This is a genomic window from Allolucifera butyrica (assembly GCF_900476375.1).
Classification (GTDB): domain Bacteria; phylum Bacillota; class Negativicutes; order Sporomusales; family UPPP01; genus Lucifera; species Lucifera butyrica.
The window spans coordinates 55,804-76,632 of record NZ_UPPP01000116.1 but is presented as its reverse complement, the minus strand read 5'-3'; the positions used below and the strand labels follow the sequence as shown (position 1 = coordinate 76,632).

20 protein-coding genes are annotated in these 20,829 nt (G+C 45.9%); all 20 read right to left on the bottom strand.

Going from position 1 to position 20,829, the window contains the following annotated elements; all coding sequences use genetic code 11:
• Positions 1-12: 12 nt before the first annotated feature.
• The 20 genes from LUCIF_RS22755 to LUCIF_RS22660 all read right to left on the bottom strand — a co-directional run bounded on the left by LUCIF_RS22755 (position 13) and on the right by LUCIF_RS22660 (position 20,798).
• Positions 13-1,059 carry a glycosyltransferase family 2 protein gene (locus LUCIF_RS22755; RefSeq protein WP_122630111.1) on the bottom strand — a complete coding sequence of 349 codons (1,047 nt, stop codon included), beginning with the start codon at positions 1,057-1,059 and terminating at the stop codon, positions 13-15.
• Positions 1,049-1,708, bottom strand: a complete 660-nt coding sequence (locus LUCIF_RS22750; protein ID WP_122630110.1) for an acyltransferase — start codon at positions 1,706-1,708, stop codon at positions 1,049-1,051. Before LUCIF_RS22750 ends, LUCIF_RS22755 begins: the two co-directional genes overlap by 11 nt.
• On the bottom strand, positions 1,698-2,576 hold the full coding sequence (locus tag LUCIF_RS22745; RefSeq protein ID WP_207858331.1) for a glycosyltransferase family 2 protein: 879 nt from the start codon (positions 2,574-2,576) through the stop codon (positions 1,698-1,700). Before LUCIF_RS22745 ends, LUCIF_RS22750 begins: the two co-directional genes overlap by 11 nt.
• A gap of 73 nt (positions 2,577-2,649) precedes the next feature.
• Positions 2,650-3,918 (bottom strand): flippase, encoded by a 1,269-nt coding sequence (locus LUCIF_RS22740; RefSeq protein ID WP_165866126.1) that lies wholly within the window; start codon positions 3,916-3,918, stop codon positions 2,650-2,652.
• A gap of 254 nt (positions 3,919-4,172) precedes the next feature.
• Positions 4,173-5,657, bottom strand: coding sequence for an undecaprenyl-phosphate galactose phosphotransferase WbaP (gene wbaP, locus LUCIF_RS22735; protein ID WP_122630108.1), 1,485 nt, complete (start codon positions 5,655-5,657; stop codon positions 4,173-4,175).
• Positions 5,658-5,787: 130 nt separating this feature from the next.
• Entirely contained in the window at positions 5,788-6,480 is a 693-nt protein-coding gene (locus tag LUCIF_RS26865) for an O-antigen ligase family protein (protein WP_243638784.1), read from the bottom strand.
• A 548-nt stretch (positions 6,481-7,028) separates the two neighbouring features.
• Entirely contained in the window at positions 7,029-8,048 is a 1,020-nt protein-coding gene (locus tag LUCIF_RS22725; protein WP_122630106.1) for a glycosyltransferase family 9 protein, read from the bottom strand.
• A gap of 98 nt (positions 8,049-8,146) precedes the next feature.
• Complete coding sequence (locus LUCIF_RS22720; protein WP_122630105.1) at positions 8,147-9,202, bottom strand: glycosyltransferase family 9 protein; 1,056 nt, start codon at positions 9,200-9,202, stop codon at positions 8,147-8,149.
• A 57-nt stretch (positions 9,203-9,259) separates the two neighbouring features.
• A complete protein-coding gene (locus LUCIF_RS22715; protein ID WP_122630104.1) occupies positions 9,260-10,405 on the bottom strand; it encodes a glycosyltransferase family protein in 1,146 nt (381 codons plus the stop codon).
• Entirely contained in the window at positions 10,386-11,159 is a 774-nt protein-coding gene (locus tag LUCIF_RS22710; RefSeq protein WP_122630103.1) for a glycosyltransferase family 2 protein, read from the bottom strand. The genes LUCIF_RS22715 and LUCIF_RS22710 overlap by 20 nt, the downstream gene beginning before the upstream one ends.
• A complete protein-coding gene (locus LUCIF_RS22705) occupies positions 11,156-12,205 on the bottom strand; it encodes a glycosyltransferase family 9 protein (protein ID WP_207858329.1) in 1,050 nt (349 codons plus the stop codon). The genes LUCIF_RS22710 and LUCIF_RS22705 overlap by 4 nt, the downstream gene beginning before the upstream one ends.
• An 18-nt stretch (positions 12,206-12,223) precedes the next feature.
• The gene (gene waaF / locus LUCIF_RS22700) at positions 12,224-13,288 is read right to left on the bottom strand and encodes a lipopolysaccharide heptosyltransferase II (protein ID WP_122630102.1); all 1,065 of its coding nucleotides are present in this window, start codon (positions 13,286-13,288) and stop codon (positions 12,224-12,226) included.
• Positions 13,289-13,318: 30 nt separating this feature from the next.
• On the bottom strand, positions 13,319-13,828 hold the full coding sequence (locus tag LUCIF_RS22695; protein ID WP_122630101.1) for a D-glycero-alpha-D-manno-heptose-1,7-bisphosphate 7-phosphatase: 510 nt from the start codon (positions 13,826-13,828) through the stop codon (positions 13,319-13,321).
• Complete coding sequence (gene rfaD, locus LUCIF_RS22690; protein WP_122630100.1) at positions 13,825-14,790, bottom strand: ADP-glyceromanno-heptose 6-epimerase; 966 nt, start codon at positions 14,788-14,790, stop codon at positions 13,825-13,827. Before rfaD ends, LUCIF_RS22695 begins: the two co-directional genes overlap by 4 nt.
• A complete protein-coding gene (rfaE1, locus tag LUCIF_RS22685; protein WP_243638781.1) occupies positions 14,787-16,268 on the bottom strand; it encodes a D-glycero-beta-D-manno-heptose-7-phosphate kinase in 1,482 nt (493 codons plus the stop codon). Before rfaE1 ends, rfaD begins: the two co-directional genes overlap by 4 nt.
• Before the next feature lie 3 nt (positions 16,269-16,271).
• Positions 16,272-16,826: a D-sedoheptulose-7-phosphate isomerase gene (locus LUCIF_RS22680; protein ID WP_207858327.1), complete on the bottom strand. Its 555-nt coding sequence runs from the start codon at positions 16,824-16,826 to the stop codon at positions 16,272-16,274.
• Positions 16,827-16,850: 24 nt separating this feature from the next.
• Positions 16,851-18,245: an LptA/OstA family protein gene (locus LUCIF_RS22675; protein ID WP_122630098.1), complete on the bottom strand. Its 1,395-nt coding sequence runs from the start codon at positions 18,243-18,245 to the stop codon at positions 16,851-16,853.
• 186 nt (positions 18,246-18,431) lie between these two features.
• Entirely contained in the window at positions 18,432-19,349 is a 918-nt protein-coding gene (locus LUCIF_RS22670) for a hypothetical protein (protein ID WP_122630097.1), read from the bottom strand.
• Positions 19,350-19,448: 99 nt separating this feature from the next.
• Positions 19,449-19,880 carry a hypothetical protein gene (locus tag LUCIF_RS22665; RefSeq protein WP_122630096.1) on the bottom strand — a complete coding sequence of 144 codons (432 nt, stop codon included), beginning with the start codon at positions 19,878-19,880 and terminating at the stop codon, positions 19,449-19,451.
• A gap of 42 nt (positions 19,881-19,922) precedes the next feature.
• Complete coding sequence (locus tag LUCIF_RS22660) at positions 19,923-20,798, bottom strand: CPBP family intramembrane glutamic endopeptidase (protein WP_122630095.1); 876 nt, start codon at positions 20,796-20,798, stop codon at positions 19,923-19,925.
• Positions 20,799-20,829 lie beyond the last annotated feature (31 nt).

Below are 20,829 nucleotides of genomic sequence, written 5' to 3'. Positions count from 1 at the left end.
TAACTAGTATATTCAATACGTGCACGTCCTTTTTAATATGCTTTCGCAAATTACTCTAAAAATTGTATACGCTCTTTTATAATTTAGTTTCATGAGAGATTTTATTAATACTAAATAAAGGTAACCTATTACAGTAATATAGGCATAGGGAAAGTACTTTTTAGTCACCAATACTCTGTTCCTTAAAATATAGTATAAACTAAAGTTATTTTCCTGTTGTTTTAAATCCCCTAATCCTGTACTTTTCCCTTCTTTATGGTAAACAATCGACTTGGGCGCATATGCTAATACATACTTCTCTTTACCCCTTATTGCCCAGTCTAACTCTTCAAAATATAAAAAGTACTCTTCACACATTAAACCAATGTCGCAGATAAAATTTTTTGAGACAAGCATAGATGCCCCGACTATATATGAAATGCGTTCTTCAATATTACCCATCTCACAATCTGCTGAATAAGGAATATGGGCATGAAAATGCCGCGTAGTCCCAGTCCATTTATTATAGAGGCCGCCACACGCCTGCACGATTGTTGGGTCACTATAATACAATAAAGTTGATCCACATAAACCAGCAGACGCTTTCTCTTTCATTCTATTAACTATATATTTTAACGCATTTTTGTCTATAACAGTATCATTATTAAGAAGCCAAATATATTCAAAATCATCCCTACTCAATGCATATCTGATTCCCACATTATTTCCGCCTGCAAATCCTAGATTCTCCCCTGTTTGTATCAATATAAGCGGAGATTCATTCCTCTGGTTAAGCAAATCTCCACTTTCTGCTTTCTCCCGGTCATACACGACATATTCTATCGGCTTCTTTATATATGGATAGACATTCTTAGCTATCGTTTCATCAGTACTAATATTACTCGTTAATTCTCCGTCCGCCCACTCTTTAATTTTATCTAACGACATATCTTCAGATGCATTGTCGCAGACAATCACCTGGTAGTTAGAATAGCTGTTATGGAATACACTTTCTAAACATTCAATTGTATCCTGCCAACCATTCCAATTTACTATGATAATATATACTTTAGGACTCATCAGATTTCACCAACGGGATTCTACTTCCGATTTTTTTTGCAGGTACACCACCCACAATGGAATATGGATCAACCGTTTTATTAACAACTGAACCTGCCGCAACAATTGCCCCTTCCTGAATTTTTGCTCCATCTAAAATCACTGAATTCGCCCCGATCCAAACATCTGACTTTATATCAATACCTATTCCGAATTCACCTTGCTGCTCCATTGGAATATCAGTTAAAGCAAAAACATGATTGGATGCAACAATCGTGACATTATTCGCAATCATAACGTTATTGCCAATATTTATATAAGACCCTGCAAAAGACTGCAACAATGAGTGAGTTCCAATAAAATTATTATTTCCAATATTAATTCTACCTCCACGCGGCGATAAGGTGATTTCCCCCTCAGTTACAAAGTTATTCCCAATTTTCAACTCACCCTTGCTGTTTGCATCATCAAATACAATTTTTATCTTACCATATATCCTACTTCTATTGTCTATGGATACACTTCCATTTAAGCCCCGAATTATTGGAAAGGCAGTAATTGTTTTAAAATCAGCCTTTTTCACAATTCCCCAGTATGTTATCTTCACCAATACAGAGATTATTTTTGACATTAGAAAGGATAATATATCCATTAGATTTTTATTCTTCACTATATTCTGCCCTTATCTGTTCAGCAATTTTATTATATTTTAATCTTATAACCTCATCATAGTTTAGATTGCTACACTCATACATAATTTTTAATTTTAAATTAATAACTAATTGATACGTAACCATCAATAGTGACAAAGATAATCCACGAAATCCATCGGAATACCCTTTGCAAAATAGAAATCTACGAATAAATTCTTTTGCACTGGAGATTACTATTTTTTTTAAATCGAAAGGTATGTCATGTTTATATTTACCTTGCGCTTCAATTGTGGTATATCTATTAAATTTTTCAATATAATGCTCTACCGTTAAAAAATTGAAGTGAACAAAGGCACAATCTTTATCCAGCAGTCTAAATAGACGAGCATCTTTACTCAAATGTGCAAAATCATGAACTTTATCCGAATAATACATATATTGTTTCTTAAAAAAACGTATATGCATATCCTGTAACGGCCCCCAACCTGTTCCTTTCATAGGATAACCGAAAAAATAATTTAAATGTGGTATTAATACTGCATCATACTTATCACTTTCAGCAATATCAATTAATACCCTTTGTAATTTCATCGGTACTAATTCATCGGCATCAACAACTAAAATCCACTCACTACTTGCTTGTTCTAATGCAAACTTCCGTGCCGGATCAGCATATCCGGATCTTTCATACATAAAAATTTTATCAGTATATCCCTGAGCAATTTCAATTGTTTTATCGTCACTATACATATCCACAACAATGATTTCATCTGCCCATTTTACACATTCCAAACAATTACGGATATTTTTTTCTTCATTGAAAGTGTGAATAATAACCGATATTGGTTTTCTCATTAACACATCACCCTTCAATTTGTCCGGCATTAAATAGTAACCCCGAATTTTTAAATAGCAATGGTATTGATTTCCCGTCCAATTCGAAACTACCTTTTTTCATTTAATTAATCGAACCTGAACTTGTATGAAAGTAACTTTGCATAAAAATATATATCTCTACTCCCAGCATACAATATGCCATTCCATAACTTCCAAAAAACTTTGTTATTGGAATTGATGTTATCAAAAAAAGTATAGCAATAGCTAAATACATTTTTTGCACTATAGCATATTTTCTTGTAGCTAAAAGTATGGAATTTAATAAAACATTCAGCATAGTAAAAATCGTAATAAAACTAAATATTTGAATCATTGTGGTAAGTTCAGGATAAATTTTACCACCAATTAGTAGCACAATTTGACGTGAAAATATAAAAATTAAGATAGAACATATCGTTCCAAATAAAGTTCCACTAAGCATAAGGATAGTTCTAATTTTTAAAAAAAGCTTTTTATCATTTACAAATATTGTACAACAGCGTGGATATATTGCTTGTGCAATGGGTTGCATAAGGCCTACAACCGCAGATGACAATTTTTGTGCTAGTGAATAATATCCGGCAGAAGCTGAACCTGCTAAAATTCCTGTAATAAGTGTTGCACCTTGTCCATAAACATTTCCAGAAAGTGTTGATATGAATACTTCTTTACCATTCTTTAATAGATCATAGATCTCTTGTTTTGTAGGTAATCTGTTTATAAAAATTTTATACTTATAATAAACCACATATAAAGCTACTACCCCTCCAATCAGCACTCCTAACCCTTGCAAAGTCATAGCAAGAACAAAATCAGCTTCAGTCTTTACAAAAATAAATAAAGCGGCCACACTTAGCAAACGAGATAATATGTTAATCAGTGTAATATATTTCATTTCTTCCATCCCTTGAAAGAACCACAATGGAAATATAGCATTCCCTACTACAATTAAGTAAGCACTAAAATAAAAAAGCCATTCACTTCTCCAGGCTGGGATATAGAATACCGCTAGACACATTAATAAAAAGCATATTATCATAACTATAATCTTTATACATAAAACATTATTATATATTGTTGCAACTTCTTGAATATTATTGCGATTAATGGAAATTTCTCTTGTAACAGTTAAATTAAACCCGTAATCAGTAATTACAACAAGATATTGCATAAGTGCTTGAGCAAAAGCAATCATTCCATACTTATCAGCACCTAACACTCTTAGTAGGTATGGAAGTGTAATTAGCGGCAAAATGTAGTTTGCTCCTTGCAATATGAATAATGAAATTACATTACTTAATACCTGTTTATAGTAATCAATCTTTAAATCTATCTTTACCAATTTTTTCACCAATACTATTTATTCTGAAACATTTCTACAAATCCGTAGCACTGGACAGTTCAAATTTTTGCGCTGTCTGCACCTGGATCTCATTACCTTGTATTACCGCTTAGTTTAAAAATAATCTTTCTGGTAAATTTCTACGTGTAATAGTATAGTCTGCCATCGCCGTACATTTAGGATACCTAGGCGATAAACCAATCCAGAATATGCCTTTCCGTGTTGCTCCGACATACCCGATTTTACCTCAAACACAAAATCTCTTAATACGCCCCTTTTCCTGAAAAAATTACCTTTACGGTTTTAATCAGCAAGATCATATCCAACCATACCGACCAATTTCTTACATACCAGGCATCCATCTGCAACCGGCCATCAAAATCAATTTCATTCCGCCCAGAAACCTGCCAAAACCCCGTTATACCAGGCAGCGTCTGCAATATGGTATTAATATAATATTTCATTTGCTGCTTTTCCCTCGGCAAATACGGACGGGGTCCAACCAAACTCATATCACCCTTCAAGACATTAAGGATTTGCGGCAGTTCATCCAGGCTGAATTTACGCAGCCACTTACCGGTCGCAGTTACCCGCGGATCATAGCCTCTCAGCTTGGCGAACTGTTGCCATTCCTGGGAGGCATCGCTGTCATCAGCTAAATGTTTCTCCAATATCATGTCACTATTCACATGCATAGTACGAAATTTATAACAGATAAATTCATCGCCGTTTTTGCCTAATCTCTTCGCCAAATGGAATACGGGCCCTTTGGAATCCATTTTAATTACTACAGCAATGACCGACATAAGAAGTAGTAAAAAGGGGAGAATCAATACACTAACTACTAAATCAAAGCTTCGTTTTACCATGAGATTAACTATTGAACTAAGGTTGTTGCGCACTTTAAGCAGCACGATTTTTTCTTTTAAAAACGTTTCCACTTCCATGTTAGATAACGGAATCCCGAACAAATTCGGGATAATTGCCAGGCTGCGCACATGCGGCTGGACACGGTACACCAAGCTTACAAGCTGCTCCCTTTCCAACCCGGGGGTAGCCAAAATCACATTGTCGACACCACTGGCTAAAATAGTCTCCTCGATATTATTGAAATTCCCGAGTAACGGGAATTGGCGGGTTAACGGACGTTCAGCACAGCAGTCTTCGATCAGTCCGGCAATTTTATAGCCAATACAGGACTCTTCGGCAAAGCTACGTGCTAACAATTCGGCAGTCTTACCGGCGCCAACAATGATAACAGGCTTATCCCATAGGCCGCAGACCACCAGCATCCGGCGCACAACATAGGCCTCCAGTGTGAGGAACAAAAAGCAGCTTATGAAAGACAAGCCCACATACAGGCGCGACACATGCTGAGACTGGCCGGTGAAATACACCAGACCCACAGCCATAATGGTCACAAAGGCGCAGATTTTAAATATCTTTTCGACAATATTCCAAAAAGGTATCCGCCTATGATATATCCCATCATAGATAAAGAACATGAGATACACAAGCGGAATAATAAAGTAAATATAAACATGATTAACTTGATAAGAAACCAGAGACGGAAGATTATAAAGCAGTATCGTATTACGCATATACAGCGTAACCGACAAGGCCGCCACTACGGCGATGTAGTCTGCTGCCATAAGTAGTAACGGTGCCAGGTAACGTCCAATTTTGTCCATAAATTTAACACAGGAAAATTGCCTTACCGCTGTTACCTGCTCTGCCGACTGCGCCATAATCTCACCTCAACTCAAGAATTGTGACAAATCGCATACTATTTTTTTCGCCAAAAACAATAATTTTTCCTGCAAATATATTAAAATACAAACTATTTTCCAAGACAAACTCGTTCTTCCTTAACATTATTTATGTTCTGGTATCCAAAGTCACGCTGCCTAAACCCACGCAAAACCACATCAGTCTGATAACATTCATCATCCTAAAGGTATGGTCGGTCAACCCGCCCAACAAAAATCCCAATACTACAGAAAAAGCAATTAAGGCAAACCAATCGGACCTACTCTTAAAGTCCTTATATAATGACAGAAGAACTGCCGCGAACAATCCAATAAAAGCGCTTAACCCGATGATGCCCGTTTCATCAAGATACATGGCAAAATTATTATGCGGACTGTCCACACCGGGTTCATGAGCCAGGGGAGAAACATATTGGTGTCTGTAATAATACTGCCATCGGTCCAATCCCACTCCGACCAATGGATGGTCTAAAAACATCCTCCACGCGCTTTTCAGCATCAGCACCCGCTCCGTATTCGGCTCAAAGTGTGTATCGGTAATAGTAATTAATCGGGCATGCAAGAACGGAACAAACCATAGCGCCATCGCGGATAATAATATTAGGATCAAAAGCATGGCTAGGATTCGCGGGTGTCTTTTTCTCAGTAGGAAACCGATGGTCAACATACATATAATGATCGATAACCAAACCCCTCTGCAGCCGTTTAATAATAAAACTGCAATAGAAAAAAAGGCAGCAAAGGAAAAGAAATACTTTAGGCGCCATGAGATTTTTTTGTCATTTAACAGCACAAGCCCCATTAGTATCATCGGCTGAAGCTGATTGGCAAAAAAGATATGATTATGGTCAAATCCGGTTGGAAAACAAATGCCATGGAATTTTTGCCATATAGAATATATATCGGCAATTATAATTGATATTTCCAGTAAGACGGCAACTGTAATTAAATCTTTTCTCGTGCGAAGAAACAGTACCGGCATAAAAAAGGGTACAAACCGCGTTGCTAATTGTAACAACTGGTTATAGCTCTGCAAAGGGGCCGTCGAAAATACTGAAGTAAAGGCAAATACCGCAAAAAAAGCCAATATTGCTTTTGTTATACTAGGCGGCAGTCTTAGGCGGGCTCTATCATCTTTGATAAGCTTATAAATAATAAGCAATGCCGACCCGTAAACGGAAAAGGTACTGGCCAACGGCGAAATATTGGCTGAAAGAGCATATATGATGCATAGCCAGAAACCGATTTTTTCCCCAATATCCAAAGAAGATATATTGTCCATAGCAAACAACCTTTCCACAACTGTTAAATAGAAAAACGGCAACGGCAGTAACTTTTTTCGTTTAAATCTTATCTAATTAAGAACTCTTTCGTAGCATCAACAACCAATTCGGGGGCAATATTATTCAGGCAAGGACGCTCCCCGCAAGTCTGAGTCCTGCCGTCTGTGTCACAAGGAGAACAGGAATAATTAAGATAAATTACTTTACATTTATGTTTTGGCGCCCAACGCTCAGGATCACCAGGACCGTATAATACAACAGCAGGCGTTCCAACTGCGGCAGCTGCATGCATATGCCCACTGCATGACCCGATTATTATACTGGAACGATGAATTAATTCCGCCATCTGTAAAAAGGACGTTTTTCCTACAAAGTTAATTACTCCGCCCGCTTCCTCAATAGGTTTCGCTCTGTCCAGATTCTTTGGTACACCGACTAGCACGATTGGCAGCCTGTATTCTGTCTTAAGAAGTTGAATTAAGCGAATATAATTTTCTTCCGGCCAATCCTTTGGTGCAAAGGCAGTAAATGGAGCAATCGTAATAAAATTGCCGTTAGTCAGTCCGGCTTGATTCATTAAATGATCTATATATTCTTTATCAGCGACGGAACGTTCCGCGATATTCAGGTGAGTCAAATCATCGTCCGTAACATTGATTCCGGCGCCAAGTTTTAATATATTCGCCATATTATACGGTTCATACTTATTAAAGCCCACGCTATCTTCCTCAAGTGGATTCGTTAATAGCCATTTGCGTTTGTGGGTAATTCCAACCCGTTTTTTTATTCCCGCGAGCCAGGACATTAAAGCCGGTCTATAGGCAAGGTCAAAGAAAATCGCGTACTCGAACCCCCATACGCGCTTTACTACCCGAATAAGATCTTTTGTACTTTTTTCATATACAATCACTTCGTCAATATAGGGAAGTCCTTCTAATACCTCACGAGCATTGCCGTAAACTGAAATTACAATCTCAGCATCAGGTATATTATCTTTTATCTTTTGAAGAACGGGAGTAACTAAAATGACATCTCCAATACCACCCAGTTTGCTTATAAAAAATCTTTGTTTTGGCAAAAAAATCATTCCCTCTTATTCATTTCGCACCCCAGCTATTAAATGATCTATTTCTGAAGGAAGATGACTCACTATTATTAGAATCAACCCTATTATATCCATATACTTCAATATTTCTTACTTTCCCATGAAACAACTTTATCTATAAGTGACAGCACATCCTCTACCTGTATTTTATCCATACACCGGTGTTCCGGGCATTCGTTTTCCCGGACACCGCAGGGACAACACGGCTCGTTCGTCCAGGCGACAACCGATTTATCACTGATAGGATGAGCATCCAGCGGCGAAGTACAGCCAAAAATCGTGACCATCGGTACACCGGTTGTTGCGGCAATATGTGCGGCGCCGGTATCTACAGTTATAAACAAATCACTGTATTTTAGAACCGCCGCCAAGTCCACAACACTGGTTTTGCCGCAGAAATTCGCGATTGGTGTACGAGCCAGCTCAATTACTGGCCCGGCATAATCCTTATCTCCCGGCGCCCCGATAATATAAAAAGCGGCATCATATTTTTGCGCCAGTATGTCCACAAGCCGAGCAAACCGCTGCGGAGACCAATTTTTTAAGGCAAAGGTTCCTTTCACACATAACGCAACTTTATATTTTGCCGCAGGTAAGCCACCGAATAGGTCTTGGGCCTTTTGTATATTTTCCGGCATAATGTCGGCAAAAACCGGCTTGGCGCTTCCTTCCATTCCCGTAAACCCCCGTACAATCGCCTGAAAGGTTTCTACCCGCAGCGTCTTTTGAATGATATGGGGAATGGAAATTACATGTGTAAATAGATGAATGACTTTACGCGGTTTCGTATCGAATAAGAATTCCGGTCCTACCCGTACCGGAATCCCCGCCAGCCAGGTAAGCACAGCGGAACGAAGTTTTAAATCAAAGGCAAAGCTGATATCGAAGCGGCGGGTCCGCAGCGTCTTTAGCATGTTCCAGACCCCCTGGAAGCGGGATTTACTTTTATAGTCATAAACAATTACTTCGTCAATCAAGGGGTTGTTAATCACGGCAGGAGCCCCCTGGGGCTTGACCAGCATGGTAATTTTGGCTTCCGGGTATGCCTGCCGCAGCAGCGCAATGGCGGCAGTGGTCAGTACCACATCGCCAAGATTAATTAAGGAATAGCATAAAATATTCGAATACTTTTTCACGTTTTCTCCTCAATTCTTTCTCAACATACCTTTGGAAAATGCAAAGCATGGCTTGGTTCAACACTTTGCATTAGCAAAAGCCACCAAGTTATGCGCGAACTTTTCCGGTGAAAACTCCTGGTTGGCCGCGATCAAGGCGGTACTGTATTGTTCCGCCTTTTCCGGAAATGTGTTGACGAAGTCTTCCAGTTGACGCCGGAAGGTTTCTTCACTACTTACATCCAGCGCTTCTCCTAAGGGATACCGTGCCAGCACTTCCGGATTTAGTTCCGGGGATTGCAGGACGGGTTTATAGAACCCGATTGCCGTAAACAGCATGGCGCCCCAGTGATACCGGTACCGTTCCGCCGCATACGGCATCATGATGGTATCCACATCCAGCAGCGCTTGTTGCCATTCTTTGCCAATCAGGCTTTTATGAATAAACCGGGTTCCGGGACAATCGCGATATTCTTCCATCAGCCGGATAAAATCTTCTTCGTCTTCCGTGCGGGCGGTTGCCCCTTGCACTATAAGTTCCACCGGTATGGAAAAGGAAGCTTTGCCAAAAGCATTCAGAAAAAAACGAACATTTTTTTCCCGCCGGTATTGTCCAAAAAAGCCCAGCTTTAAAGGCGAGTGAACGGTAAACTCCGGTTCGATCCCTAAGTCACGCGGTGTAAATACGGGCGGAACAATACAGTGAACATTCGGCAATGATTGACCAAATAGACCCTCTCCCAGGGTTAAAACCACCATCTTCATATTGGGAAACGGAATTAACTGTTTGGCCTGCTCCAAAAACCGCTCTTTTTCTTTGGGATTCACCCCATGAATAACAAACAGCACCGGAACCGGGCTTTTTTTCAGCCTGCAGTTGCAAGCTGTACGCAAGTAGCGGTAGGTCGCAGTCGGAACAATGATGGCCTCACATTCCCCCCGCACCGCTCTCTCATAGGCGTCATTAAACCATTGGCGGCGCCGGTACTCGCGCCGGAGTGACAAAAATATCTTTTTCATCGCATTGGCACCGGCGTAGCTTACAGCCTCGCCTCCGGCCAGTTCTGTAACCGGCACATTGTAATTATATTTAAAATGAAAATTCTCCGGCACGAAAAAACAGACCTGGTGGCCGAGTTTTTGCAGTTCTTCCACGATAATCCGGTCAAACTCCACCTCATGTCCCGCCGGCATAAGAATTGATTCAAGGATTGCAATCCGCACGGCTCTTCGCACCTCGTTTCTGCAATTCATATAGTTTTATATACTTGGCCAAAGTATACGAAAAATGAAAACAGCATAAAACAAACCCATAAAATCCGTCGAAAAAGCCGCGCTTGAGAATGCCCATTTGCAGAAAGCTGCCGGCGGCATGACCAATAATAGAGGCCTGCGTACACCGCTTACCTTTTTTGTAGGATGCTTCCGCCCATAGCGTGGTATACTGATTAAATTTTTGAAAGTAACGGTCCCAGGAAGTGTATGTATAATGCTCCATATAAGAAGGCAACTGCCTGCGGGGCAGGTTACTTTTAATTCCCTCATGCACCATTCCCTCCCACTCAGCCGCGTCGAGGGGAAACAACCGCACAACCGTATCCGGACGGCATACCCCGTACTTCATTTTTTGCCCAAAGGCAATGCTATAGCGCTTGATGCTATAGCAGGCAGCAGCGCCCGAGGAAACGGCTTTTTGGATCTCTGCCGCCAGTTCCGGGGTAATGCGCTCATCCGCGTCCAGGTACAGCACCCAGTCCGCATCAGTACAGGTCAGGGCAAAATTCCGCTGGGCGGCAAATCCTTCGGTCATGGGATGCTGCACGACTTTGGCCTCATGTGCCTCCGCCAGCGCCACCGTCCGGTCGCTACTGCCGGAATCCACGACTACAATTTCATCGGCGAAGGAGGCGGACTGGATACAGCCGGCAATATGATGTTCCTCATTATAGGTAAGAATCAGCACTGCCAACCGGCTCATATGGCGCTTCCCCCGTCCAGATACTTTTTCGCCGCCTCATATACTTGCTCCACAGTGATATTCTTCATGCAGTGCATGGTCGGACAGGTATGCTTCATACCGCCGGCGCAGCCCCGGCAAGGGGGAATGGCCCTGACTACAGTCGCCAGCTCCGTATAGGGACCGTATAGTTCCGGATGAGACGGTCCATAAAGCGCAACCACCGGCACATGCTGGGTAATGGCTACGTGCATGGGCCCGCTGTCATTGGTAATAAAGACCCGGCAGCGCCGGATGGCGGCAGCCAGTTGTCCCATCGTAAATTTTCCGGTAGCGATTAACGGTTGGGCAAGCTTCATCTTCGCTTGCGCCGCGGCAACGAATTCTTCATCCATCGGGCCGCCAAAAAACACCAGTTTATACTTTTCCGCCGCCAACTGATCGGCCAGCAGGGCAAAGTTTTCCATGGGCCAGCGTTTCGTCTCCACGGCGCTGCCAATATTGAACCCGATTAGTGTATCATCCGGCTCCAGGCCGGCTTGCCGGTAAAAGTCCGCCGCTGCCGCGTCATCCTCCGCGCCGGTTACCATCTCCAGTCCGGCGTGGACGAGCGGCGTCACCCCCAGTTGGGTCAATACATCCAAATACATATCGGCCGCGTGAAGCTTGCGGTTCAGTGTAAGCGGCCTGTCAAACCAGGGCCGGAAGATTCCCTTCGTAGCGCCGGCTTTATAGGCTGCGCCGCAAAAAGCGCCGATAAAAGAACAGCGCTCGTTAGGATGCAGGTTGATCAATACATCATATCGTTCCGCCGCCAGCCGGCGGGAGAAACGCCACAAGGACGCCAGATTGTCATCGGCGCCCTTTTTATCAATGGTAATAACCTGATTCAAATGAGGATTATGCCGGACAACATCAACCAGTTTGCGGTCCACCAGCATGGTGATTTCCGCTGCCGGCGCGGCTTGGCGCAAGGCATGAAGGAACGGGGTTGTCAGCACTAAATCCCCCAGATGCATTAAAAAGGTTACGAGTATTTTCCTCGCGTTTTTCAGTTCTACAGTCAAAATAACACCGCCATTTAGTTATGAAGTGGGCTTCAAAACCGCCATACATTCTGCAAAAACTTTCGCCGCTGAAATTGACTTCATACAATCCAAGGTAGTGCATTGCTTTTTAAAGCAGGGAGCGCAGGGTTCCCCGGCCCGGAGCACAATGCTGTTTGAACCATAGGGACCAGTCCGGTCGGGATTGGTCGGACCATAGAGGGCAATGATCTTGGCTCCGGCCGCCACTGCCAGGTGTAAGGGACCCGTATCCCCGCTGACAAAGAGGGCGATCCGCTGAAACAGCGCAATCAGTTGGCGCAGGTTTGTCCGTCCGGTCAGGTCATAGGTATGCTGGGGAGAAGCGGCTATAATGCCGGCTGCCAGAGGGCTTTCGGCTTTACTGCCCACAACCAGCACTTTATAGCCCTGCCCGGTTAACCGGGCCGCCAGTTCCCCGTAGTATTCAACCGGCCAGCACTTGGTCGGCCAACTGGTGCCCGGCGCCAGTACGACCGGCCGTTCTTCCGGGGCGATTCCCAGTTCCTGCAGCATTTGATCCATTTCTCTTTTTTCTGTTTCTAAAGCAGGTAACGGAAAGGACACCTTCTCTATCTTGCCGCCGAGATGGCGGATGACGTCCAAATACCGGTCAATAACGTGGGCCTGGCGGTATTCGCCACAGACGGCCCGGCTGACGAGTCCGCTGAGTTCCCGCATTTCGCAATAGCCCAGCCGCTCCGGACAGCCGGTCAGCCAGGCGACCAGAGCGCTTTTAAACAGCCCCTGCAGGTCCAGTACCAAATCGAACTTTCTGGCTTTCAGTTCCCGCCCCAGCTCTTGCAAATGGGAAAGTTTACCGCCTAATCCGTTGGCACGCAAACGGGGCTTGTCGAAAATCAATATTTCATCGAGCACCGGCTGTCCCGGTAAGAAACCGGCGAACGGCGGTTCCGTAATCCAGCTGATTTTGGCCCGGGGAAACCGTTCCCGCAAGGCGGCCGCACAAGGCAAGGCATGAATGATGTCGCCCAGGGAGCTCAGTTTGATAATTAAAATGTTGTTGTATTCCCGGTCAGGCATAGGACCTCCTACTTCTGTCATTGCGAACGGAGTGAAGCAATCTCATTCAGTCTATTCTTCGGGCTGGTTTAAAATTGTTTGCACAAAGGTATATAGATTTTTGCCGGCAAACAGATAGCCTTTGATGCCAGCGGCGCGGCCGGCTTCGACATCGCCGGGGTTGTCGCCGATAATAAAGGAGTGGGCCAGATCTACCGGCCAGTCACGGGCCGCTTGTAAAATCAGGCCGGGAGCGGGTTTGCGGCAGGTGCAGGCGGCCTTGTACTGAGGTACTTTCCCTTCGGGATGATGCGGACAATGATAAAACGCATCAATGTGAGCACCATCAGCCGCCAGTTCGCCTTGCATCCAGTTGTGCAAGGCGATGACATCCCTTTCTTCGTAGTAGCCCCGCGCCACACCGCTTTGGTTGGTCACGACAAAAACGTAGTAACCCCGTTCATTGCACAGCCGGATTGCTTCCCTGGCTCCATCCGTCCAGACAAAGTCTTCCGGACGGTACAAGTAACCAATATCCTGGTTGAGCACTCCGTCCCGGTCAAAAAAGACGGCTGGTTTCATCGAATATACCCGTCACTATTTTCAAGATATCTGTAATAATCGGCCACCGCTTCTTCCAGCGGCATAAATCCTCCCTGATAGCCGGCGGCCAGCAGTTTGTCCGTATCCGCCTGGGTAAAGCTCTGGTATTTTCCCTTCAGCACGTCCGGGAATGGTACGTATTCAATCTCGCCTTTACCGGCCACTTTCTGCAGCGCCCGGGCCACGGCGTTAAAGGAGTTGGCCGTACCGGTGCCGCAATTGAAAATGCCGCTGATTTCGGGATGTTCCCAAAAGAACAGGTTGACCTTTACGACATCCTTGACATAGACAAAATCCCGTTTCTGCTCGCCAGCGCCATAGCCGTCCGTCGCGCCGAAGAGTTTCATTACGCCCGACTCCTGCAGCTGGCGATACAGCTGATAGGCAATGGAGGCCATCCGTCCCTTATGGTTTTCCTGCGGGCCATAGACATTAAAATATTTCAGTCCCACCACCTGGCTGGACAGCAGCGGCAAATGCCGCTGGACATAGCGGTCAAAAGCGAGTTTGGAAAAGGCATACACATTGAGCGCATCTTCCGAAGCCGGGCCTTCGGTGAAACCCTTTTTGCCGCCGCCGTACGTGGAAGCGGAGGATGCATAAATGTACTGAATCTTGCGGCCGATGCACAAGTCAAATAGCATTTTGCTGTACTCATAGTTATTGGCCATCATGTACTTGCCGTTATACTCCATGGTATCGGAACAAGCGCCCTGATGGAATACCGCTTCGATGGGTTCCCGGCCATACTTGCCGTTTTGCACGGCATTGGCAAAGTCCATTTTATCAACGTAATCTTTAAATTTAAGTCCCACCATGTTTTTGCATTTTTCCGCATTGGTGAGATTATCCACAATCAGAATGTTATCATACCCCTGGTCATTCAGTCCTTTGACCAGGTTGCTGCCGATAAAGCCGGCTCCGCCGGTTACAATAATCATATTGTCGCCTCCTTATAGGTCGCAAGAATCCTTTGAATCAGTCCGGTTGTCGAACGGCCGGGTTCAAAATCGATAATTTCCACTTTCCCGGCAAACTCCCGGCCAACCACTTCTTCCGGCTTGTAGTCGCCGCCCTTGACCAGGATATCCGGCTTCACCCGCCGGATTAATTCCAAAGGAGTCTCTTCATCAAATAGTATTACCGCATCCACACATTCCAGCGCCGCCATAACCTGGGCCCGGTCCATTTCCGCCACAATCGGCCGGCTGGGACCTTTCAACCCGGCTACCGACGCATCGGTATTGAGACCGAGAATTAATTTGTCGCCCAGTTTTCTGGCTTTCTGCAAATAGGTTACATGGCCCATATGTAAAAGGTCAAAACAGCCGTTGGTGAAAACGAGGGTATCGCCGGCGGCCCGCCATTGATCAATACTTTGCTCCAGTTCCGGCCAGGCAAGAATCTTGCCTTCCGTAACCGTGGCGGCGTATTGGGACTGCACGGCTTGTTTCAGTTCCTCGGCGGTAATGGCATAGGTCCCGACTTTGCTGACCACCACGCCGGCGGCTAAGTTAGCCAAGAGAGCGGCGTCACCCATCCCCACTCCGGCCGCAAAAGCAGCCAGGAATACGGCGGCCACCGTGTCGCCGGCACCGGAAACATCGTAAACCTCCCGCGCCTGGGTGGGAATATGCACTTCCATGCCACCGTTCACTACGCTAAGCCCCCGCTCGGAACGGGTCACTACCAGATTGGGTATGTCAAAGGCCGCACGGGCTTCGTGCGCATACTGCCGGATTACGGCATCCTCGTTTTTTAAAGAGCGGTTAAACGCTTCTCCCAGTTCTTTGACATTGGGAGTAATAAAGCCGGCGCCGCGGTATTTCAGCCAGTCGGCCCCCTTCGGATCAACCAGAACCGGAATGCCGGCCTGTTGGCAGCGGCTAATGACGTATTGGCAAAAATCCGGTGTGCATACGCCTTTGGCATAGTCGGACAAAATGACGCCGTTAATCTTTTGCCGCAGCAAATTCTCGAACCAAGCCTGCAGCTTGGTTTGTTCTTCTACTTTCAACGGTCCCGGCTCTTCAAAGTCCAGGCGCAGCATTTGCTGATGCGCGCCAACAATCCGTAATTTGGCAATGGTATGCCGGTCCGTTATAATCAAACCGCTATAGTCGATTCCGGCGGACGCCAATAATTCACAGACCGCCTGACGGTTTGTATCGTCGCCGCTGATGCCGCCCATCCAGACACGGCAGCCCAACCGGGCCAGATTCGCCGCTACATTGGCCGCGCCGCCGAGGGTTTGCCTCTCGCCGGTAACCCTCGTCACCGGCACGGGCGCTTCCGGCGAAATGCGTTTCACTTCGCCGTAATAGTATTTATCAAGCATCACGTCACCAATCACGGCAATGGCGACATTTTTCGCCCCTGTAGACAAAAAAGAATGGACTTGTTCCATTCGTTGAAACATCGGTTACACCTCTTCAATTAATTCGCAAACAATATGGCCAATCGTAATATGAGCCTCCTGAATGCGGGCTGTAGTATCGGACGGCACGCAAAGACACAAGTCGCAAAGTTCCCGCATCGCGCCGCCTTTGCGTCCGGTCATGCCTACCGTAAAAGCTCCCTGTTCTTTAGCCATTTTAAAAGCGGCGATTACATTCGCACTGTTGCCGGACGTGGAAAAGCCGACAACGACATCGCCCGCTTTGACCAGCGCCTCTACTTGCCGGGCAAACACCCTGTCAAAACCGTAATCGTTGCCCACCGACGTCAAAATGGACGTGTCCGTGGTTAGCGCGACGGACGGGAGTCCTTTGCGTTCCCGCTGAAAACGTCCCACCAGTTCCGCCGCCAGATGCTGCGAATCGGCAGCACTGCCGCCGTTGCCCATAAAGAAAACGGTGCCGCCGCCATTAAGCGCAGAGCGGCACCGGTCGGCAAAACGGGAAATGGCATCCAGCAGTTCCTCATCGAACTGCCGGATGGTCTGAATATGGTCATTGAGTAAACTCTTAACTAACAAAACGATAACCTCCTCAAAATCAAATCACCATTGGGCAACGCTGATATCCCAGTGTATTTGATGCCGTTTGGCCCTATACATAAGATCCAGCTGCCAGCAATGCAGATTGCGGTGCCAGGTGTAGTCCAGGTCCGTTACCTGATTCGTCTCCAGATTATAGGTCCTGCTGACACTCAGGGCATCCATCCGGTCAATCCGGTAGGTAAACCCGCTGTCCAGTTCCCGGTTCCGGTCGGCACTTTCATACGCAAACAGCGCAGTGGTATTGCTGCGGTTATGATAGGCGATCCAAGTGTTAAAGCGGTTTGACCAGTCTTTGCTCAACATACTGTCAAGCAGAAAAATATTATTGGACGATCCATCATAACTTTCCCGTACATTCTCGAAACCGGACCCCAGATACAAATGCAGGGATTTACTGAAATTGATCGGATCACGGGTAAAATAAAGCTTGTAATCCTGGTGCCAGCTGGACTTGATATCATCGTTCCATTTGCCGTAACTGGCGGTGAAAGAATATTGCAACGGTAATTTGCCAATCCGCCTGCTGTCCAAGTCGAATTGCAGTTCCGGTTCCTTCCTAATCCAGTTATCGTCACTGTCTTCGTAATCTCCCTGCACCAGACGGACCGTATAGCCCTGTTCCCTGTCGGCCAGGCCATAGTCCGGCTTAAATCCGTGTTTCGTATAGTAGTTGATATTGGCAAAAGCGGACAGCTTCTCCGTTAACGGATACTCTACCCGTTGTCCAATATAAAAGCCGTCGCTTGAACTCTGTCCAATTTTCGGAAAATCACTCTGGGCACCTTTCTTCAGGGATCCCCGGTATTTGGCCATGGAGAACAGTTCCACCTTTTTGAACCAGAACTTGGCGTTATAGGCGATATAATGGTCGCCGGGCCAAATTTCAATCCGTTCGGCGCTGATATGATAATCCGGAACCTTCGCCGGACAGCGGGTAATCCAGCCGTTTTTGATAATATCCTTATCGGGATAGATTTCAATATGGTTGCCGTAGACCCTTTCTTTCTCCACCCAGCCCGTTGCTTCCCCAACCGTACCCGTTTTGGCATGATAATTGTACTTTAGGGCACTGCCGGTAAGCTGCAAGCCCGGCTGCGTCATATACGCCTTGTCTTTGACCCATATCTCATACTTCTGGGTATTTCCCTCGGCCCGGTCCGTGGTAATTTTGCCGTCGTTCTGGGTGATAATTACGTTGCCCTGGGCAAAAAAATCACCGTTGGATTCATCATAGGACAGTTCATTCGCATCAACGGCAACCGGCGCTTTCGGCGCTGCTGCTGTTGGCGCCGCCGTCTTCTGCTGACTGGCGGCGGCGGCGGCAATGGGAGCCGAAAGAGAAAGCGCCGTCAAAAAGCCAACCAAACCGACTGCAATCTGTTTATGAAAATGCATTGGATTTACCCCTATCTGCAGAAATTTCGCTATACGGATCGTAAATGAAAGTGGAAAAATATAGCAAATCTAGTTTTACCCTAATTTTTTTATTTATTCTACGTATACGGCCATTTTCCTGCCCCTGGCTTCACGGGAAAATGTAGAAAAGCTGCGTAACGCAGCTTTTCGTACTACTTCTTATTCTTATTGTCCTTTCATTCCGAACACGGTAGTATCCGCCTTCATCTGGATATATAACTGCGTCCCGGCCGGAATGGTGATTTCCTTGCCGTGAACGAAGGCACCGCCAACGATGCCGATGGGACCCAGGATTGCCATCCCGGCGACGGAGGCTCCGGCAGCCGTAACCATCGACTTGGTTTGTTCCTTGGCCTTTTCCCCCATAAACGTATTCAGATCTGTACCGTCAATAGCCTTGATTGTATCGTAGGATATTGTAAGCACCGCATCGCGGCCAAAATTCTGGGCGTGTTCCACTTTGGTGATGGCGCCTGTCCCTTGCGCTCCCTTGGCAATCACCAGAATGCCGTTTACGTATACATCCTCGGCAGCCTGGAAAACAACCGGATCCCCCACCCGGCTGGTACGGGAATCGAGGGGTGTCACCATTTGAACTTTAATCAGCGAATCCTTATTTATGGTCGTTGAAGAAACATCCATTTGTCCTGCAGCATAGGCAAGGCTCATCAGCTTGGTCAGTCGGTCTTCCACACTGCCTTTTTGCTCGGACCCATCCAGGGACCTTTCCAGGTTGCCCAGCCGGAGCATAACCGGATCCGCCGTGACTGTATGGGTGATACTCCATTCGATGCCGTTCAGTTTCAGCAGTAAAGACGGTGCCGCAGCGGAGTTATCACTTATGTAGGAATAGAGTTTGTCAATTTTGGTTAACAGCGCATCACTGCTTGCCGTACCATACACATCTTTTTCCAGTTTGCCGACACGGTCGACCAATGAACCGGTCTGTTCGGTGCCATAGATGATTTTCTCCACAGCACTTAATTTATCAATGGCCGTCATGTCCTGAGGGACTGCGGCCGACGCTACCGACGAAAATAAAAACAAACTCAGCAGCATGCCTGCCAGAAGTTTACGCAACATAAAAATCCTCCTTATTTTAGTACATCTTATTTCGGCTATATTCGCTGTTTAAAGAGAAATATCCTGCCTGACCAAGCAGGCAGGATTGATTTCCCGTTTTTAAATCCGGACATCAATCACGGCGGAAACGCCTACACCCTGAACGCGGGAAAGTTTGAGCGGATTTTTGCTGTCACTGGGCACCAGCGCTTTGACCCGGAATTGATCGCCGCCGAAGTTCCCTTCAATCTGGAAGACGGCTGCTACCCGGTCAACCTGGTCCTGCGGCCCCGAAACCTGGGCCGCGCCAATATAGCCGCCGCTGCCGATGGATAAAATCGGCACTACTTTGGTGGCGTAATCGGAGCCGGCGTTATGGTTCATGGTTAAGGTATTGACAAAACTATTGAGCGGGCCGGCAAACTTATCAACCAGTATGCCTATACCGCCAACTTTCAAAATATCGCCCAGCCCAAATGCCTGGGTCACCGGGACGGCGGCAATCGAAACCAAACAAAGGATCAGAATACCGGCAACAATATGTTTCTTCATTGTAAATACCTCCAAATTATTTTTATGTAATATCGTCGTTGCTTAAAACTTATGGGAAATCCTGCCTGCAAAGGTCAACTTATAACGATGAATCAAAATGGCGGCTATCGCCATCGCCAACAGGAGATAAGGAGCATTTTCGGGAGAAACGGCTAAAATTTTCATCGAATGGCCCGGCGCCGCCACGGCAATTTTATGACAGATCCGGGACACAAACACCAGCCCGGCGTGAAACCCGACGGACGCATAGAGACTGTCGGCCTGATTGTAAATATAAATAAGCAAAAGACCCAACGCGGAAATTAGCGCAAACAAACCCAGGTGATAGGCATTCAGGTACTGCATCCGGGCCAGTGTCAGAAACAGGCTTTCCCGTCCTTCCCCCCAGCGCAGCAGCCAGTCAAAATCCACCCAGTGCATGCTGCCGAAAAAAGCGCTGGCCAGCACGGCAGCAAATTGTTTGGTCCGCCGGTCGTAGCGAAAGGCATTATAAACCACACCGCGAAAGAACGATTCCTCCAGAAGGCCAATCGCCACGGCGCCCAGCAAATACCAGACCAATGTCCGCAAGAAGTTTCCGCCGAATAGCCACTGCCATTCCATTGTCCCCTGTCCCAAGAGGATTCTGATTATGTAATAGGAGACGACGGTAACCGAGCCGATCCCCATTCCATAGAGGAAAACATACAGACGCTTTTTGCTGGGTTTTCCGAACTTCATCCCCGGCAACTTCAAGCGGGGATAAATTTTCAGAATCAACAGCAAGATCACCAGCATACTGAGGCGGGCCAAAACACCGCCCGGATCTTTTTCGACAACAGATGGTATCACATAAAGCAGTACGGTTTGTACCCAGGGAAAAATCCAGGCCGTAAAAAAGAGGGAAAAAATAACGATCCCAATAACCAGAAAACCCAAGAATTGTTCCTCCTCAGCGGAGCCTCGTCCA